We start from the raw sequence: 18,323 nt of genomic DNA on the forward strand, positions 1-18,323 counted from the left end.
TGCAATTCGGATATGGTAGCGCTCATTCCATGATGTGGTAAGAGTGACTGTCTGAATTCAGGTGTCTTTGCTCATAATCCAGACAGTTTTGCCGTTGATATCAGAAATAACGAACAAAAGCGCTCGGATCGGCCAGGTTAATGGTCGTGGACGCTTTTAGCTGCGGCGTACCCAAATAGAGAAAACCGACGATCTTATCCTGCGGGCGGCAGTCAAACGCTTCGCGCACTTCCGCGCTTTCCGTTAATGCGCCGCTACGCCATATGCCGCCAAAGCCCTGGGCAACAGCGGCCATCTGCATGGCCATTACCGCGCAACCGGCAGACATTTCCTGTTCCCACAGCGGAACCTTGTCGTTTTCTTCACATTTCGCGACGACGGTAATGATCAGCGGGGCGCGAAACGGCGCGGTCCGCGCTTTTTCCTGAGCTTTCTCGTCGCTGCCTGCGGCAATAGCGCCTTTTTCAAGCACGGCGCTAAAGCGTTCGCGCCCTTCCCCCTCAATGACAAAGAATTGCCACGGTTGCAGCGTTTTGTGGTCTGGCGCGCGCATTCCCGCCCGCAGAATGTTTTGCAGTTGCTCTCCCGCCGGTGCCGGTTCGACAAGACGAGAAGCGCTACGACGGGTGATGAGTAATTCGAGTGCATCCATTTGTTTAACTCCAACAATGAGATTTATTCACAAAATTAACACGTGAGCGGATTTTGTTACAGCACAGGCGGTGATTCCTGCTGACAAGTGCCCGTCGGGTCATTACGATAGCCACATCTTAACGCCTTTTTCGGGATAACCGGGTGGCGTGTTGTTAATCGGTAGGGAGAATACATGCGAACCCTGTGGCGATTTATTGCCGGATTTTTTAAATGGACATGGCGATTACTCAATTTCGTCCGTGAATTAGTGCTTAACCTGTTCTTTATCTTTTTGGTGCTGGTTGGTGTGGGGATCTGGATGCAGGTCAGTAGCAGCAACACCAGTGAACATGCTGAACGTGGCGCGCTGCTGCTGGATATCTCGGGCGTGATTGTCGACAAACCTTCGAGCACCAGCCGCTTGAGCGTCATTGGCCGTCAACTGTTTGGCGCCAGTTCTGACCGACTGCAGGAAAACTCCCTGTTTGATATCGTGAATACCATTCGCCAGGCGAAAGATGACCGCAACATCACCGGCATCGTGATGGATTTGAAAAACTTTGCCGGGGCCGACCAGCCTTCAATGCAGTACATCGGTAAAGCGCTGCGGGAATTCCGCGACAGCGGCAAACCGGTCTTTGCCGTGGGCGATAACTTCAGCCAAGGGCAATATTACCTCGCCAGTTTTGCCAACAAAATTTACCTTTCCCCACAGGGGTCCGTTGATCTGCATGGTTTTGCCACTAACGGTCTGTACTACAAGTCCCTGCTGGATAAACTGAAAGTCTCAACGCACGTGTTCCGCGTCGGTACCTATAAGTCTGCGGTAGAACCCTTCATCCGCGATGATATGTCCCCTGCCGCGCGCGAGGCCGATAGCCGCTGGATCGGCGAGCTGTGGCAGAACTATCTCGATACGGTCGCCGCCAACCGTCAGATCCCAGCCCAGCAGGTGTTCCCCGGCGCGCAGGCGATGTTGGACGGTTTGACAAAAGTCGAGGGTGATACCGCAAAATACGCGCTCGACAACAAACTGGTGGATGCCCTTGCCTCCAGTGCCGAAGTCGAAAAAATACTGACCAAACAGTTCGGCTGGAGCAAAGCGGATAAAAACTTCCGCGCCGTCAGCTACTACGATTACTCACTGAAAACCCCGGCGGATACCGGTGAGAGCATTGGCGTCATCTTCGCGAATGGCGCGATTATGGACGGTGAAGAAACCCCAGGGAATGTGGGCGGCGACACCACTGCCGCACAGATCCGCGAAGCGCGTCTTGATCCGAAGGTAAAAGCCATTGTTTTGCGAGTGAACAGTCCTGGCGGCAGTGTCAGCGCCTCTGAAGTGATCCGCGCTGAACTGGCTGCGGCTAAAGCGGCGGGCAAACCGGTCGTCGTATCGATGGGCGGCATGGCGGCATCAGGCGGGTACTGGATCTCCACGCCAGCCAGTTACATTGTGGCTAACCCCAGCACGCTGACCGGTTCAATCGGGATCTTTGGTGTGATTAACACCGTGGAGAACAGTCTGGATTCCATTGGCGTACATACCGACGGCGTAGCCACTTCCCCGCTGGCGGACATTTCCATCACCAAAGCGTTACCGCCTGAAGTGCAGCAAATGATGCAACTGAGCATCGAGAACGGCTATAAGCGCTTTATCACACTGGTCGCGGATGCACGTAAGACAACGCCAGAGCAGATTGACAAAATCGCTCAAGGCCACGTCTGGACCGGCCAGGATGCGAAAGCCAACGGTCTGGTCGACAGTCTGGGTGATTTTGACGACGCCGTCGCGAAAGCGGCTGAACTGGCCAAACTGAAACAATGGCACATTGAGTATTACCAGGACGAACCCACATTCGTGGATATGGTCATGGACAGTATGTCAGGTTCGGTTCGCGCCATGCTGCCCGCCGCCATTCAGGCAATGCTTCCGGCTCCGCTGGCTTCTGCGGCAAGTACGGTAAAAGCTGAAAGCGATAAGCTGGCCGCGTTTAACGATCCGCAAAACCGCTATGCGTTTTGCCTGACCTGCGCCAACGTTCGTTAACTGTCAAATGCTGCCCCGGATGGGGCAGCATTGATTCGGGTATTCCGACAGTCCCCAGGCGTACAGCCAAATTCCCGACTAAACATGCGAATAAAGTGCGCGCAGTCGCTAAACCCCAGACGCAGCGCAATCTCCGTTACGCTCTCTCCAGAATTTATCAACAGCCAATGGGCATAGCGCAATCGGGCGCTACGGATAAACTCCCCCGGTGACTGAGAGAACTCAGCATTAAACAACCGGGTCAACTGCCGTGGACTCAGATTGACTTCTGAGGCAAGCCATTGGGTTGAGATAGGTTTAACCAACCCTTTCTCAATCAAAAATACGGCCTTACGTAAGCGGCTATCGCTCACATGCGTAAAGCCTATCGCTCTGGAAACCGCCACGGAAGTGCCGTCTATTCGGTTAGGCACTGACATCTGGAAAATGGCTTTTGTGGCTCTATCGGGGCCACAGTGCCGACGAATAAGCTCCGTCGCCAGCCCGATCGTTGAGATACCGCCCGGGCAAGTCAGTATCCCCTTTTCTTCATGGAAATCGACGCCGGTTCGGGCGGTCAACAGAGAAAATTGCGCCTTAAAATCGTTCAGATGCCAGGGATGGACCGCCGCAGTTAATCCCTGTAGAAAACCCTCCTGCGCCAGAACAAAGCTGCCCGTACAAACACCGACCAGCGGGATATTCCGCTGACGGGCAAGATGCAGGTAACGCCGCGCGGCAGGGTCCGCTTTTGCCATACTGCGCAATAGCCCACCGATCACCACGATATAATCGAACTGCTCCGGGGTAACAAATGCGCTATCCGGCATCATCGCCATGCCCGAACTGCTTAAAACAGGCTGTTCTGGCGTAGCGCTCATCAGACGCCAGGAACAGCGGATCTTCTGGCTGTCATCACCCATATCCGCCGCGTGACGCAGCGCATCCGTCAACCCCGCCAGTGCCAGTAAAGGAAATTCAGGCCACAGTACAATCCCGACATTTAATTGCGGCCTGAGGGGCATCGCTGTCTGGTTCGCATCAATGGCGGTGATAATATCGCGATCTGCTTTTCCACTTGGGGGCAACGTAATGTTGTATTTCTTCACTTCAGGCTCCGGTTTAAACCCGGGCGATGGCGCAAAATTGCCCGGGACGGTAATGAAACACAAAGCAATCCTGTCAGTATCAACAGCGCCCCAACGATAAACGCAGGCTGCAGAGATTCTCCCAGAAACATCACGCCGGCGATAATCCCCATCGCAGGCGTCATCAGAACCAGCGTTCCCAGCGAAGCAACATGATAATTACGCAGCAGAGTAAACCAGATTAGATAGCTTGAAAATGCGACGACCAGCGTCTGGAAAGTCAGACTAGCAATCAATGTCGAGGTCATATGTATCGTCGTTTCACCCAGCATCAAACCAATAAGCAATAACACAATACCGGTGATAGCGAGTTGATAAAACAACGTACACGATGAAGGAATGGTAGCAAGACGACTGCAGCGAATCACAACGCTGGACGTTCCCCAGGCAATGCCCGCAAACAGCCCGCACAAATCGCCTGCCAGACTCCACTGCGTATTCCCGTCATGCGCAACCCACATCACGGCAACGGCAATCCCGAAAAAGGCGATGCCCAGCCCGCACCACTGCAGGCGGCTCAGGCGTTCCTCAGGCAAAATAATATGTAACCCGACAGCGGAAAACAACGGCGCGGTGTACAGATAAAGCGCCATATGAGAGGCAGTCGTCAGCGTTATTCCGACAGAAACCAACACGAACTCAAGCGCAAAAAGCAGCCCAACGATAGTACCCATTCTGGCAATACTGCGCTCACGCAGGCGGCCAAATATATTATCCCGGGGGTGAAAAAGCAGTCCAATCAGCAGCGCGGCGATTGCAGAACGCAACCCCACCTGAAGAAACGGTGACATATCATCAGCCGCGGATTTAATCGCAACCTGTTGACTACCCCAGACACCGCAAATCACCACCATCAGCAAAATAGCGGCATTATCAATTCTCTTTCTGATCATTTCTCGATCCGTAAAAGTACGCGTAAAAGAAGGTCGATACTGTAGGACTGAGGGGGGAGAACCACACTGTATAATCGGGACAACGCACTGAACGTAAATGACATATTGATCAGACAACCGGTATGCGTCATTTGCGCTGTCTTTTTTCAGGAGGGACTTTATACTGCGCCTGTTTATGCACAACTTAATCTGTGACGCCCATGCAAAAGAAATCGATTTACGTTGCCTATACCGGCGGTACCATTGGTATGCAGCGCTCAGAACAGGGTTATATCCCTGTTTCTGGTCATCTCCAGCGCCAGCTGGCATTGATGCCTGAATTCCACCGCCCTGAGATGCCAGACTTCACCATCCATGAATACGATCCGCTGATGGATTCTTCTGATATGACGCCGGAAGACTGGCAGCATATTGCGGAAGACATTAAATCGCACTATGACGATTACGATGGCTTTGTCATTCTGCACGGTACAGACACCATGGCGTTTACCGCTTCGGCGCTCTCTTTCATGCTGGAGAATCTCGGCAAACCGGTCATTGTGACAGGGTCACAAATTCCGCTGGCAGAATTACGCTCCGATGGACAAATTAATTTGCTGAATGCGCTCTACGTTGCAGCGAATTATCCGATCAACGAAGTGACCCTGTTCTTCAATAATCGACTGTTTCGCGGCAACCGTACCACCAAAGCGCACGCTGATGGTTTTGACGCCTTTGCCTCACCCAATCTTGCCCCATTACTGGAAGCCGGGATCCATATCCGTCGACTGGGAACACCACCAGCGCCCCATGGTACGGGCGAACTGATTGTTCACCCTATCACGCCACAACCGATTGGCGTGGTGACTATTTATCCTGGGATCTCTGCCGATGTGGTACGCAACTTCTTGCGCCAGCCGGTTAAAGCGTTAATTTTGCGCTCTTACGGCGTGGGCAATGCGCCACAAAATAAAGAGTTTCTGCAAGAGCTAGAAGATGCCAGCTCACGCGGCATCGTGGTGGTTAACCTTACGCAGTGTATGTCTGGCAAGGTGAACATGGGCGGTTATGCGACGGGGAACGCGCTGGCGCATGCTGGCGTTATCGGCGGCGCGGATATGACTGTCGAAGCAACCCTCACCAAACTGCACTATTTGCTGAGTCAGGGGCTGGATACGCAGAGCATTCGTCAAGCAATGTCGCAAAATCTGCGTGGCGAGCTCACCCCAGACGAATAAAGGAGTCTAGGCCATGGCCCGAGCCTTACTGTTGGTCGATTTACAAAATGACTTTTGTGCTGGCGGCGCCCTCGCCGTCCCGCAAGGTGACAGCACAATCGATATTGCCAACCGCATGATCGACTGGTGCGCCTCACGCGGTGACACCGTCGTCGCCAGTCTGGACTGGCATCCGGCTAATCATGGTAGTTTTGCCAGCCAGCACCAGGTCGCGCCTTACAGTCAGGGGCAACTGGATGGTCTCGCGCAGACGTTCTGGCCCGATCATTGTGTGCAAAACAGCGAAGGGGCTGCCCTGCATCCTCTGCTGAACCAGCGCACGATAGCGCAAACGTTCACTAAGGGCGAAAACCCGCTGGTCGACAGTTATAGTGCGTTTTTTGATAATGGTCGTCGTCAGGCAACCGCACTGAATGCATGGCTGCTGGAACATCGCATTGCCGAGCTCATCATCATGGGTCTGGCTACCGATTATTGCGTCAAATTTACCGTGCTGGATGCGCTCGATCTGGGCTACGCCGTCAGCGTCATCACCGACGGTTGTCGTGGCGTCAATATTCACCCTCAGGACAGCACAAACGCTTTTATGGAAATGTCGGCGGCGGGTGCGACTTTGTATACGCTGGCAGATTGGGAAGAAACCCAACCGTAAGCGACGCCGACAGGAGCGCTCCTGTCGGCGCGTTATTTCAGGCCAGGGGTGAAATATCTTCCAGCGAAACTTTGCGCGTTTCGATGCCAAAGCACAACAGAATCAGCGCGCAAAGCACCAGCATAACGCCCAGCACGATAAAGACAGTGATCGAGCCGTAGCGCGTCAACAGAATAGCGACGCCATAAGGCGTAAATACCGCGACAATCCTGCCCACCGCATTCACGAAACCCGATCCACGTAATCTAAGATGTGTCGGCCACAACTCCGGGACATATACCGCGGAGGCAAAGCAAACATACATATACAGAAAAAAGATCATCACCAACCCGTAGCTCAAAATGGCCCACTCTTCGGTTTGAATCGAATAGAAATATCCGAGCAGCGCGATAATAACGAGTAAGAATGAACCAAACAGCCTCCGTGGAAAACGATCGATAATCATCGCGGCAATGAATATCCCAACGGGTGCGCCAATCATAATTATCGCAGTCATAAAGATAGACTTCGTCACATCGATTCCCGAGTTAACAAAAATCGTTGGGATCCATACTGTGATGGTATAGAGCGAAATATTCATCGCAATAAGCACGGTGATCGCCACCAGCGTACAGCGCAACATTGGTCCCTTGAACAGTAGCCAAAATGAACCACTTTTCACGCCAGATCTTGCCGTCAGGCAATTGCTCTGACAGGAGGGTAAGGTGATATTTTTCTCTAGCTCAATTTGCGACTCCACCTGTACCAGGTGTTTTTCAGCTTCACTTCTCTGTCCCTTACCAGCCAGCCAACGGGGAGATTCGATAAAGTACTTTCCGGACAGATACCAGGCCAACAGCATTGTCGCGCCACCGAGCATAAACATCACCCGCCAGCTTAACCAGGCAATAACCACGACGCCAACTGCCGCGGACAGCATCGGCGACCAGTTACCAACAAATGACAGGCGGGCAGACCACTTTCCACGTACTGCAGGCGGAATAAATTCAGTGAATGAAGCATAGCCCACCATAATCAGCGCCCCCATTCCGATCCCCATCAGGCAACGGAAAAAAATAAGCCAGTACATATTGGGCACAAAGGTTGCGGCACAAGCAGAGACCCCAACAATCAGCAAATTGATGCGGAATGCCTTGCGTCGACCGAGATAATCACCAATAAAACCCCCAGTTAGCGAACCGACAAAATAACCAAACATCAGCGCAGAGGTAAATGCTGCATTGAGATAATTATTAGACCAACCGGTACTGACTAATTTCGCCAATACAACATTCCCGGAATAACTGAGAAAACCGGTGATTAATAAACTAAAACTAATGATACCAAAAATACGAAAATGAAATCGCGATAAGGGTAAGCGATCTAATCTTGCACCGATAGGGTCACATTGTTCCATCTGGATGCCTCAAGTTCAACTAAATAGAAAGTATGGCGATCGCGGCAGAGATAATTTTGCCGCGCCATCCATCATCATTAGATTTTCATGGCATTTCCAGGTGCAAACTAAAATAATATCGACACGAGCAACCTTAAAATTAATAAACGAGTTGAATATTATTCTTTTTGCAAAACGCAATCCACTCAGCACCCGGTGCCTTATTGGTTATAAGATAATTAATATGGCTAAAGTCCACGAGTTGGACGAAAGCTTTACGATCAAACTTTGAGTGATCAACCAACAGAGCCACCTCAGTCGCCTGGCGGATCATGGTTTTTTTGATTTCCGCCTCCGCTTCATTAGAATCAAGCGCCCCGCTTTGCATATCAAGACCTTTACAGCTCATCACCATAATATCAACGTGATAGCGACTGATGATCTCCTTGGTAATCCTTCCCTGTAATGACAGCGTATTCTTGTTCAACTCGCCGCCGGTGGAAACGACGTTAATTTCCGACTGAGCCAGTTCATGAAATGCTTCAGCCGAGTTGGTTAGCAACGTCAGATCGTTTCTTTCCTTCAACAACTTTAATAATTCCATCGCCGTACTGCTGGAGTCAGCGGCCATTGTGGTCTTATTTTTAATAAACGGTAATGCATTACGAGCAATGATCTGCTTCTCTTCAAAGAAAGACTTTGCACGTTTATAAAAATGAATATTGTCAGACAACGCGGTGGTATTAAGTACCGCACCACCATATGTTCGGGTCAAAAAACCTTCATCTTCCAGCTTCTCCAGATCGCGGCGAATTGTTTCCTCAGTTACCTGAAAGATGGAACTTAAATTAGATACCGCCACTTTCTTATCATTAGCCACCATTTGCTTAATGGCCTGAATCCTGTCTTTTGCCGCCACGATGACACCTCTGTTTCCTGCAAAGTAATAATAAGACCCTAGTATCTCACAGGCTATGTTTATTTTCAAAAGAACATGTCTGAATCACAGATTTAGTACTCTTTTACACAGAAACAGAGGTCATTGCCAGCTGGATTATTTTATATCCAACGCTTCTGCCATTTCTCTCATCAACGATGAATCGCTATCAGTCAGGGCAATGGTCAGCGCATCAACATTCTCGCGAACCTGTTCAGGTGCGGTAGCACCGCTCAGTAAGGTGATTAAATCGCTTTGCTTTAAAATCCACGCCAACGCCAACGCGGGGATCGTGCAACGGTATTTTTCACACAATGGCTGCCATTGCTCGAGCATATCAATCACCCGCAGCATATTTTCCCGTTGGAACCAGACTTTGTTGGCCCGTGCGCCGCCAGGAATATAATCCCGCGCGATTGTTCCAGTCAGTAACCCCTGTTCGAGCGGTGAATAAACCTGCACGACGATGCCATGCTGCTGACATAACGGCAACAATTCAGCTTCCAGTGCGCGATCAAGGATGCTGTACTTGGCCTGCACGATATCCAATTGGCCGTGTTTAAGATACTCCCTGATATGCCCTGCATCCACGTTGGCGGCACCGATAGATCGAATCTTGCCTTCTTTCTTAAGTGCGTTCAGCGTGTCTACGGTTTCCGCAATCGGTGTAAAACAAGGTTCGACCGATTGCCAGTGGGTCATATAGATATCAATGCTTTCTATACCCAACCTTTGCAAACTGGCATCGACCTCTTCACGAATCGACTCGGGCGTGAGGTTTTTATACAACTGGCGATCGCCCACTTTGTTAAAAAGGCTGCCCGTCCGCTCCCAGACGATGCCGCATTTAGTTTCAACCACGATATCTTTACGCGGTAACTTTTTCAGCGCCTGCCCAACAATGACTTCACTATTACCAAAGTTGTAGCCTGGAGCGGTATCAATCAGATTAATACCGCAGCGATGCGCCTCAACAATGGTATCGATACAAACCTGTAGATCGAGATCGCCGTTCCATGCCGGACCGCCGCCAATGGCCCATGTCCCTAATCCCATGCGGGAAAGCATAATCTCCGTACTGCCTAAAGGAATCTTTTTCATCTGCCGTTATTACCCTTCATATTCATCAAGAAGTTGTTCAACCAGCTTTCTGTTTTTTACGCCCGTTGTGGCGCCCACGCTCAGTACCGATATTGCTGCCGTTGCGTTAGCAAACAGTGCGCACTCGCGCAGCGACTTGCCTTCAAGTAACGCGGAGATAAATCCCGAGGCAAAATTATCTCCCGCGCCGATGGTGTCGATAGCGGTAATTCCTGAAACCGCCGGGACCTCCATTTTCATATCGGTACGCTTGATAAAGCAGCCTCTTTTACCGGTCTTAATCACTACCGTTTTTACGCCACAGCTCAGGAAACTGTCGGCAATTTCATCCAGCGTCTCTTTGCCGGTAAGCTGTTTTGCCTCCTCGAAATTGGGAAACAGATAATCGACGTAGCTTAACGCCTGGCGAATATCGTCCAGTGTTTCATTAAGCCGCGGCTTGATCATATCGGCACAAATAATTAACTGATGCGCTTTCGCCTGAGTGAAAATCGCCGTTAATGCTTCGCCGTCGAGCAGCGGGCTGTTAAAAATACTCGCCAGCGACAGCAGCTTTGCCTGAGAGAATCGAGCAAAATCAACATCGTTTATATTCAGTTTCCACAGGCTGCCGTTGCGGTTGGTGACAAAGGTGCGTTCGCCATCAGCTGTAACCAAACCCACGTTAATGGAAGTATCAATACCCGCATCCTGTTTCAGGCTCTGGATATCAATGTTCTCCCGACGGCAGTGGTCGAGAATAAAATGACCTGCCGCATCATCCCCTACCCGACTAATTAACGCAGTACGATGCCCAAGGCGAGAAATAATAGTCGCTTCATTAATAGCGTCGCCGCCCGTGGTCATGGTTATTCTTTCTAAAGGATAAGAGTCTACATCAAAGATATTTTTACTCACTGGCTGCAAAGGAATATCAACAATTGCCGCCCCTATACAAATAACCTCGATATTATCCATATTGTCATTCCGCTTTACCGTCAGAGCCAAACAATTTAATTTTTTCCAATGCTCGCTCTTTTACTGCTTTACGAACTTCACGTTCAACATGCAGGAATGGCTGATTCTGATTCTCGCGCACCGCCACCATTGCCGCCTGGCACAGCTCGGTGTGAATATTGATTTTTGAGATGCCTAATGAGATGGCTTTTTTAATATCCGCGTCGCTGATACCTGACGCACCGTGCAGCACCAGTGGAACAGAAACCGCTCGGCGTACGCGCTCAACAACCTCGAAATTCAGTTTTGGCTCGGAGGTATACACCCCATGCTGGTTGCCAATCGCCACCGCCAGAGAATCACAGCCGGTACGCTCGACAAATTCCGCAGCCTGGCTTGGGTCAGTATAGTGATAACCTGCCAACGCCTCTTCGTACACCGTTTCATTCCCTACGTGCCCCAATTCCGCTTCGACCGGAATGCCCAACGGATGGAAGAAGTCCACCGCCTCTTTGGTCAGACGAATATTCTCTTCAAAATCAAATGCCGAAGCATCGCGCATCAGAGAATTCATGCCATGAACCCAGGCGTTGTGAATGATCTCCATGCTACGTCCGTGATCCCAGTGTGTAATAACCGGGACCGAAGCCTTTTTCGCCATAGAAACCATCATTTGCGAAAAATCTTCAAACGAGGTATTACCTACAAAACCCGTGCCGAAGGAAATTATCACCGGCGATTTGGACTCTTCCGCCGCATCAATAACCCCCATTAACATTTCCGCATTCCACACATTGAAGTGGGCAATCGCATAATGTTTATTTTGGGCATCGTTTTCCCAATATTTAATATCTGCCAGCATGGTTATTTCTCCCTTTTTAATTAATGGTTGATTTTAATAACGCCTTTAATAATCTCGCGTTTGTTATTGACGGATTCATCAAACGCGCGCTGAACATCTGCATAATCATAAATATGCGTTACCATCGACTTCACATCGAAACGCCCGGAGGAAATGGCTTCAATGGTGACCGGATAGCGATTGGCATAGCGGAAAACAGTTTGGATTGAGACTTCACGGTTAATTTTGAGGAAATTAATTGCTGAATCACCAGGCACTGTGCCCACGATCATGATTTTCCCGCCGCGCATTACCAGATATGGCGCCTGCTTAACGGTTATAGCCGAACCGGCAGTTTCAAAAACGATGTCCGCTCCCATATCGCCAGAAAACTGTTGGCAGCGGGCAACGGTGTCCTCTTTTGCCCCGTTGATAACGACCGTAGCCCCAAGCTGTTCGGCCATCGCCAGGCGTTTCTCCAGAACATCAACAACAGCGATGTCGGTAGCCCCCAAACATTTACAGGCTTGTAGGGTCATTAAACCAATACAGCCAGCCCCCAAAATGACGATTTTCTTGCCCGGCTTAACGTCTGCGAGCATTGCAGCATGCATGCCGACCGCTGCTGGCTCCACCAACGCACCTTCCATGGTGTCCATGTTATCGGGGAGCTTGTAAGTGAAACTCTCTGGGTGGCACAGATAGTACGTTAGCGCGCCGCGATAATTTGGCTGTGTTGCCATAAAATCGACGTCAGGACAGATGTTGTATTTCCCTTCCAGACAGTAGCGGCAGTGGCCACACGGCACGCCGGGTTCAATGTTGACCCGGTCTCCCGGTTTAAATTTACTGACGCGACTTCCCACTGCCACCACCGTACCGGCGCATTCATGCCCAAGACCTATTTCCTGATTGGGATCTTTCGGCGGAATAAAGGGGCCCGATTCAAAACCATGAACGTCTGAACCGCAAATACCAACGTATTCAACTTTAATTAGCACTTCATGCTCTTTAGGTACTGGGATATCGGCGGCAATAATTTTCATCGTGCCCGGCGTTTTTAATATCGCTTTTGAATTTTTCATTTTATTTCCCATCAATATTATTTGCTGGTAACGGCATCAATACCGAGACTCTCGACAGAGACGCCTTTTGTTTCAATTCCAATGGTGGCAATAGCAACAGCGACAATAATTGAGACTGCGCCCAGCAGTACAAATACCCCAGTAACGCCATAACTATTAAGTAATACAGCGACCGCATATGGGGCGGCGATACCGCTAATACGCCCGACCGCGTTCGCAAGCCCTGACCCGCGAAGCTTCGCTTCAGTCGGCCATATTTCTGGAACATATACCGCGGAAGCATAGCAAACGTACATATAGACAAAGGTAATCAGGAAGAAACCAATTAATGTGATTAGCAACATGCTGGTTTGCAGCGAATAGATATAACCCAGCACGGCAATTAACACTAATAACCCCACGCCCATAGTTTTCCTTGGGATTTTATCCATTACCAGCATGGCGATGAAAATCCCAAACGGCGCCCCGAACATGCTCATGGTATTTAAGACTATGGAGTCTTTCAGATTAATCCCCTGAGTCATAAATATTGTCGGTAACCAATTAATTAAGGTGTACTGCACAACGTTCATGGCGATCAGAACAAAAGAGCCCAGAACCACCCGTTTTAACAATACTCCCGTTAATAAGGCAGAGTACGGAACTGAACGCGGTTGTTTGTCATCATCTTCTGTCACGACCGGCGGTAGTGGCTTACCTGTCTGTCGAATGACGCCTTCCTCAATGGCCCGCATCACCTGTTCAGCTTCCTGATAGCGTCCGCGAGACTCCAGCCAGCGGGGCGACTCCGGGAAACTGCGCCATGCAATAATGGTTGCAATAAGCGACAACACCGCCGGAATCAACAGCTGTACGCGCCAGTTCCATTCCGTACTGATCAGTGGCGTTAACCCCATCGCAATCAGTGAACAGAGCGGATAAGACCAGTTGCCAATAAACGAGACCCGACTGGACCAGGTGCCCCGATTCCGGCCTGGCATATATTCGGTAAACCCGGCAAACAGGGTTACCAGCAACGCGCCTAAACCAATCCCCATAACAAAACGACAGGCGATCAGAAAGGTCATATTGGGTGAAAACGCGCCAACTACCATGGAAATAATATGAATCGCTTCATACAGGATAAACGCGTTTTTACGCCCGGTTTTATCGCCAATAATTCCCCCACCGAGTGCACCAAGAAACATGCCCGCCGTAGTAATGGCGGAAAACGTGGCGGTGGTAGAATTATCGGTCCAACCAAGTTCTTTTAACTGCGCGAGAATTAATCCGCCAACGGCATTACTCCAGCAAACCAATAATCCGAAGGCGACCATAGCAAACATCGACGTATGCCAGCGACAATCAGGCAGCCTGTCCAGCCTGGCGCCGCAGTGCGGTTTTGCAATCTGTTCCATGCGATAACGTCCCTTTAATAAATATTTTATTCATCAAAGTCGTAAGTCATGATGACTTTAATCGCGGTCTTATCGACCATGGCGTCAAAACCTTCGCGCCATTGCGATAAGCCGATACGGTGAGTGATCATCGGTTTGACTTTGAGCGCGCCGCTAGCGAGCAGACGAATGGCGTTGCGCCAGGAAGTGGAGTCGTAGGCCATATGGCCAATGATGCTTTTGTTCCATGCGGTAATATCATTAATGGAGAAGTCGAGAGGTTTAAAACCCATCCCTACGCGAACAACTTCACCGTTAGGACGCAGCATTTCAATAGCTTGTTTCAGGGCAATATTGGCGCCGGAACATTCGATAACTAATCCCAGATTGTCTTTGCCGCAGATTTCCTGACAACGTGCGACCACATCTTCGCTTGAACCGTTGACAACTGCCGTCGCCCCCATTTCTTTAGCAATGGGGAAACGCACCGCAACGTCGTCTTCAAGACCAACCATTACGATATTAACGGCCCCCATAATGCGTGCCATTTGCACGGAAAAGAGTCCTAGTGGTCCAGTACCGAAAACCACCACGTCTTGACCAGGGAGGAATTTGGATTGTTGAGCGATAGATTTGTAGGCATTACAGATGGGGTCCAGGACTGCCGCTTCTTCATAATCAACACCTGGCGGGATTTCCCACAGCGCATGGCGGTGAATTTTGAGGATCTCTCCAGGAACCAGACAATATTTCGAAAAACCACCGCCCCAGGTATTGTTGTCCAGGCCTAAATTCACTTTTTCTGTACAACAAAGAAAATCCCCTTGTTCGCAGGCCGGACAGACGCCGCAAACGTGCCCGCTGTTGTCAGAAACCACGCGCTGACCCACTTTCCAGTCCTTAACCTTGTCGCCGACCTGGACAATTCGACCGGCAAATTCGTGACCACGAATCGAATTAAACTGGTCGGAACCGCTATCAACATTGTAGTGTTTCATATCCGCGCCACAGATAGCAGCCGCCTTGATTTCAATCACAACGTCATCCGGGCCACATACCGGTTCCGGAACATCAATCATCTTGTAGCCACCAAAGGCCTTGCCAAATCTTGCCAGTGCTTTCATTGAATTTTCCTTTGTGTTTAGTTTTGCATCAGTGGTCATCATACTTATCCATATAATTTTTGAGGTCAACACAAAATCTTTAAAACACAGATTATGATCTGCATTTCACAACTTAGATCACAAATAAGTGCAAAGATGCACTGAAACACAAAGAAACGTGGAAGCCGCTTCGCCTGTACGCCGTGAACCCCTTCGCATTTTTCCTGTTATGGAACTGTTAATCTGCAAGAGCTGTTTTTTTCGCCACGCCATTTCCGTGGCGTGTTTACTTGTTTAAATGTCAAAGAGGAACACCGATGAAACTATTGCCTTTGTTGGCAGCATTCCCCCTGCTCTGCGCCAGCGTTGTTTCCGCCAATTCACTGATGTCAGTTGGTTACTTTAATGGTGGCGGCGATGTCACTGCCAATCCTGGTGGCGATATCAATAAACTGGATGTGCGCCAGATAACCCACCTCAACTATTCGTTCGGTCTGATCTACAACAACGAAAAAGACGAAACCAATGCCGCCTTAAAAGACGCCAGCAAGCTGTATCAGATTTGGCTTTCAGAGAAGGTGCAGGCTGATTTGCAGAAAATCCCGGAACTGCGTAAGCAGAACCCGAATCTGAAAGTTCTGCTTTCTGTTGGGGGCTGGGGTGCGCGTGGATTCTCAGGCGCGGCGGCGACGAAAGAAACACGAGCAGTATTCATTCAGTCTGTGCAGGAGATCATTGAGAAATACGGTCTGGATGGCATCGACCTCGACTGGGAATATCCGGTCAATGGTGCCTGGGGACTGGTCGAAAGCCAACCAACCGACCGCGCTAACTTTACCGCGCTGTTAAAAGAGCTGCGGGCAGCATTGGGACACAAAAAGCTACTGACCATTGCCGTGGGCGCGAATGCGGAAAGTCCGAAAAGTTGGGTGGATGTGAAAGCCATTGCGCCATCACTCGACTATATCAATCTGATGACCTATGACATGGCCTACGGCACTCAATATTTCAACTCAAACCTGTATGATTCGACGAAATGGCCGACGGTCGCCGCCGCTGATAAGTACAGTGCTGACTTTGTGGTTAATAACTATCTCGCCGCCGGGTTAAAGCCGAGCCAGATGAATCTGGGTATTGGTTTTTATGGACGCGTGCCAAAACGCGCTGTTGAACCGGGAATTGACTGGAGCAAACCTGACGCGCAGAAGAATCCTGCCACCCAACCCTATTTCGAAGCAGCACAAATTGCGTTGTTCAAATCACTGGGCGTCGATCTGAGCAAAGATACCTATGTGAAGTACAACGATATCGTGGCAAAGCTGATCAACGATCCGCAGAAGCGCTTTAGCCAGCATTGGGATGATGAGGCGAAAGTACCGTGGCTGTCGGTACAGTCAGCAGACGGGAAAACGCTCTTTGCCCTCTCCTATGAAAACCCGCGCTCGGTGGCGATCAAAGCCGACTACATCAAGAGTAAGGGGCTGGGAGGCGCTATGTTCTGGGAATACGGTGCGGATGACAACAATCAACTGGCTAAGCAGTTGGCTGATTCATTAGGCATCAAACACTGATCCCAACGCCTGACACAATAGGTTATGATTACCGAATTCCGCTGCGCCAGCCTTTGGCGCAGCTCTTCATTTTCTATTGGAGGCATGAGCTTTTATGGCTTTTATCCCTAAAAATTACGCCCGTCTGGAAGTTGGTTACCGGGAAAAAGCGCTTAAGCTCTTCCCCTGGGTCTGCGGACGCTGTTCCCGTGAGTTTGTCTATTCAAATTTGCGCGAGTTGACGGTACACCATATCGATCACGATCACTCCAATAACCCGGAAGATGGTAGCAACTGGGAAATGTTGTGCTTGTATTGCCACGATCACGAACATTCCAAATATACAGAAGCGGATCAGTATGGCTCAACGGTGGTTGCCGGCGAAGATGCGCAGAAGGCTGTCGGCGAAGCTAAATATAATCCATTTGCCGATCTGAAGGCGATGATGAACAAAAAATAACAGCGACAGCGGGCCCGACATCGTGACTGCCGGGCCAGGATTCTCAGGATTTGAACGTTGCAATAGGTTCGGGCGTAATACCAAATTCGACTTTTAGCTGCTGCTTGCTCTTCATCACCATCTCACCGTTGGTATCAATCGTCATATGCTGCGCATCAACGTTGTTGCGCGCCTGCCATAACATCACCAGCTGTAAGCTGTTCTCTTTTTGTTCCACCGTTAGCGCCACGCCATCCGGCCATTTTCCGAGTTCAACGGCGGTAGATAAGCGCTGATAAACTTCCGGCGTCATGCTGTTGATCATCTCATCAAGATTCATGTTAAATCCACTCTCCGTAGAATAATTTGCTGAATCGTTTCTTCAACCCTTAATTTGTTCACCGTTTTCGCCATCGGTAAAGTTCAAAGAGGCTGAGTTAACGCAGTAGCGCTCACCGGTAGGTTTTGGACCATCCGGGAAGACGTGTCCCAGGTGCGCATCACAGTTCCCACAGCGGATTTCAATGCGCTGCATACCATGCGAGGTATCTTTTATGTAACGGATAGCCTCTTCGCTGACCGGCTCGTAAAAACTGGGCCAGCCGCAGCCAGAGTCATATTTTGTCTCGGAACGAAATAGCGGTTTATCGCAGATCAAACAGTGGTAGATGCCGTCACGCTTGTTATGCAGCAAACGCCCGGTAAATGGCGGTTCTGTCCCGTGATTCTGCGTCACGTAGAACTGCATTTCTGTTAAATTTTTTTTCAGTTCTTCTGGAGAAGGTTGATTAGCCATTTGCTCACATCTCGCTTTATCTAAACTCACATCACGAGACAGATTCTAACAAAACATTAACACCGGAGTGCGAACTTTTGTTCTAAACTTGATCCTTGCGAAATGGCAGCCTGCAATTCGTGATCATAATCACGTTTTTATCTTGATTGCCCTTTAAAATTCGGGCCGCCGACCCCATGTGGTTTCAAGCCCAAAGGAAGAGTGAGGCGAGT

18 protein-coding genes are annotated in these 18,323 nt (G+C 49.9%); 5 read left to right on the plus strand and 13 right to left on the minus strand.

Annotated elements, in window-relative coordinates; genetic code table 11:
- Positions 1–100 precede the first annotated feature (100 nt).
- Entirely contained in the window at positions 101–652 is a 552-nt protein-coding gene (locus tag FDW96_RS09800; protein WP_042308883.1) for an NAD(P)H nitroreductase, read from the minus strand.
- A 174-nt stretch (positions 653–826) separates the two neighbouring features.
- Here FDW96_RS09800 and sppA point away from each other — a divergent pair, with 174 nt between their 5' ends.
- On the plus strand, positions 827–2,683 hold the full coding sequence (gene sppA, locus FDW96_RS09805) for a signal peptide peptidase SppA (RefSeq protein WP_137365604.1): 1,857 nt from the start codon (positions 827–829) through the stop codon (positions 2,681–2,683).
- On the opposite strand, the gene FDW96_RS09810 is transcribed toward sppA, so the two are convergent.
- Both FDW96_RS09810 and FDW96_RS09815 read right to left on the minus strand, forming a co-directional pair.
- The gene (locus tag FDW96_RS09810) at positions 2,680–3,771 is read right to left on the minus strand and encodes a GlxA family transcriptional regulator (RefSeq protein WP_137365605.1); all 1,092 of its coding nucleotides are present in this window, start codon (positions 3,769–3,771) and stop codon (positions 2,680–2,682) included. The genes sppA and FDW96_RS09810 overlap by 4 nt on opposite strands.
- Entirely contained in the window at positions 3,768–4,703 is a 936-nt protein-coding gene (locus FDW96_RS09815) for a DMT family transporter (protein WP_252362859.1), read from the minus strand. The genes FDW96_RS09810 and FDW96_RS09815 overlap by 4 nt, the downstream gene beginning before the upstream one ends.
- 200 nt (positions 4,704–4,903) lie before the next feature.
- On the opposite strand from FDW96_RS09815, the gene ansA reads away from it, so the two are divergent.
- Together ansA and pncA are read left to right on the plus strand one after the other, a co-directional pair.
- On the plus strand, positions 4,904–5,920 hold the full coding sequence (ansA, locus tag FDW96_RS09820; RefSeq protein ID WP_042308891.1) for an asparaginase: 1,017 nt from the start codon (positions 4,904–4,906) through the stop codon (positions 5,918–5,920).
- 13 nt (positions 5,921–5,933) lie between these two features.
- On the plus strand, positions 5,934–6,572 hold the full coding sequence (gene pncA, locus FDW96_RS09825; RefSeq protein WP_137365606.1) for a bifunctional nicotinamidase/pyrazinamidase: 639 nt from the start codon (positions 5,934–5,936) through the stop codon (positions 6,570–6,572).
- Positions 6,573–6,609: 37 nt separating this feature from the next.
- Here the strand turns inward: pncA and FDW96_RS09830 are convergent, their stop codons facing one another.
- From FDW96_RS09830 to FDW96_RS09865, 8 genes are all read right to left on the minus strand, one after another.
- Positions 6,610–7,968 carry an MFS transporter gene (locus tag FDW96_RS09830; RefSeq protein ID WP_137365607.1) on the minus strand — a complete coding sequence of 453 codons (1,359 nt, stop codon included), beginning with the start codon at positions 7,966–7,968 and terminating at the stop codon, positions 6,610–6,612.
- Between the two features lie 139 nt (positions 7,969–8,107).
- The gene (locus tag FDW96_RS09835; protein WP_137365608.1) at positions 8,108–8,866 is read right to left on the minus strand and encodes a DeoR/GlpR family DNA-binding transcription regulator; all 759 of its coding nucleotides are present in this window, start codon (positions 8,864–8,866) and stop codon (positions 8,108–8,110) included.
- A 135-nt stretch (positions 8,867–9,001) separates the two neighbouring features.
- Positions 9,002–9,985 carry an aldo/keto reductase gene (locus FDW96_RS09840; protein ID WP_061381476.1) on the minus strand — a complete coding sequence of 328 codons (984 nt, stop codon included), beginning with the start codon at positions 9,983–9,985 and terminating at the stop codon, positions 9,002–9,004.
- Positions 9,986–9,994: 9 nt separating this feature from the next.
- Entirely contained in the window at positions 9,995–10,942 is a 948-nt protein-coding gene (locus FDW96_RS09845; RefSeq protein ID WP_137365609.1) for a carbohydrate kinase family protein, read from the minus strand.
- 4 nt (positions 10,943–10,946) lie between these two features.
- Positions 10,947–11,783 carry a ketose-bisphosphate aldolase gene (locus FDW96_RS09850; RefSeq protein ID WP_061381478.1) on the minus strand — a complete coding sequence of 279 codons (837 nt, stop codon included), beginning with the start codon at positions 11,781–11,783 and terminating at the stop codon, positions 10,947–10,949.
- Positions 11,784–11,803: 20 nt separating this feature from the next.
- The gene (locus FDW96_RS09855; protein ID WP_061381522.1) at positions 11,804–12,847 is read right to left on the minus strand and encodes an NAD(P)-dependent alcohol dehydrogenase; all 1,044 of its coding nucleotides are present in this window, start codon (positions 12,845–12,847) and stop codon (positions 11,804–11,806) included.
- A 17-nt stretch (positions 12,848–12,864) separates the two neighbouring features.
- Positions 12,865–14,244, minus strand: coding sequence for an MFS transporter (locus FDW96_RS09860; RefSeq protein ID WP_137365610.1), 1,380 nt, complete (start codon positions 14,242–14,244; stop codon positions 12,865–12,867).
- 26 nt (positions 14,245–14,270) lie between these two features.
- Positions 14,271–15,347 (minus strand): zinc-binding dehydrogenase, encoded by a 1,077-nt coding sequence (locus FDW96_RS09865; RefSeq protein WP_137365611.1) that lies wholly within the window; start codon positions 15,345–15,347, stop codon positions 14,271–14,273.
- A gap of 296 nt (positions 15,348–15,643) precedes the next feature.
- Between FDW96_RS09865 and FDW96_RS09870 the strand changes: the two genes are divergently transcribed.
- Entirely contained in the window at positions 15,644–16,897 is a 1,254-nt protein-coding gene (locus FDW96_RS09870; protein ID WP_137365612.1) for a glycoside hydrolase family 18 protein, read from the plus strand.
- Between the two features lie 94 nt (positions 16,898–16,991).
- Entirely contained in the window at positions 16,992–17,336 is a 345-nt protein-coding gene (yajD, locus tag FDW96_RS09875) for an HNH nuclease YajD (protein WP_003832478.1), read from the plus strand.
- 43 nt (positions 17,337–17,379) lie between these two features.
- On the opposite strand, the gene FDW96_RS09880 is transcribed toward yajD, so the two are convergent.
- Both FDW96_RS09880 and msrB read right to left on the minus strand, forming a co-directional pair.
- Positions 17,380–17,655: a YeaC family protein gene (locus tag FDW96_RS09880; protein ID WP_042308895.1), complete on the minus strand. Its 276-nt coding sequence runs from the start codon at positions 17,653–17,655 to the stop codon at positions 17,380–17,382.
- A gap of 42 nt (positions 17,656–17,697) precedes the next feature.
- Positions 17,698–18,111, minus strand: a complete 414-nt coding sequence (gene msrB, locus FDW96_RS09885; RefSeq protein WP_006684886.1) for a peptide-methionine (R)-S-oxide reductase MsrB — start codon at positions 18,109–18,111, stop codon at positions 17,698–17,700.
- Positions 18,112–18,323: the final 212 nt, after the last annotated feature.

It is taken from the genome of Citrobacter sp. TBCS-15 (genome assembly GCF_005280815.1).
Taxonomy (GTDB): domain Bacteria; phylum Pseudomonadota; class Gammaproteobacteria; order Enterobacterales; family Enterobacteriaceae; genus Citrobacter; species Citrobacter werkmanii.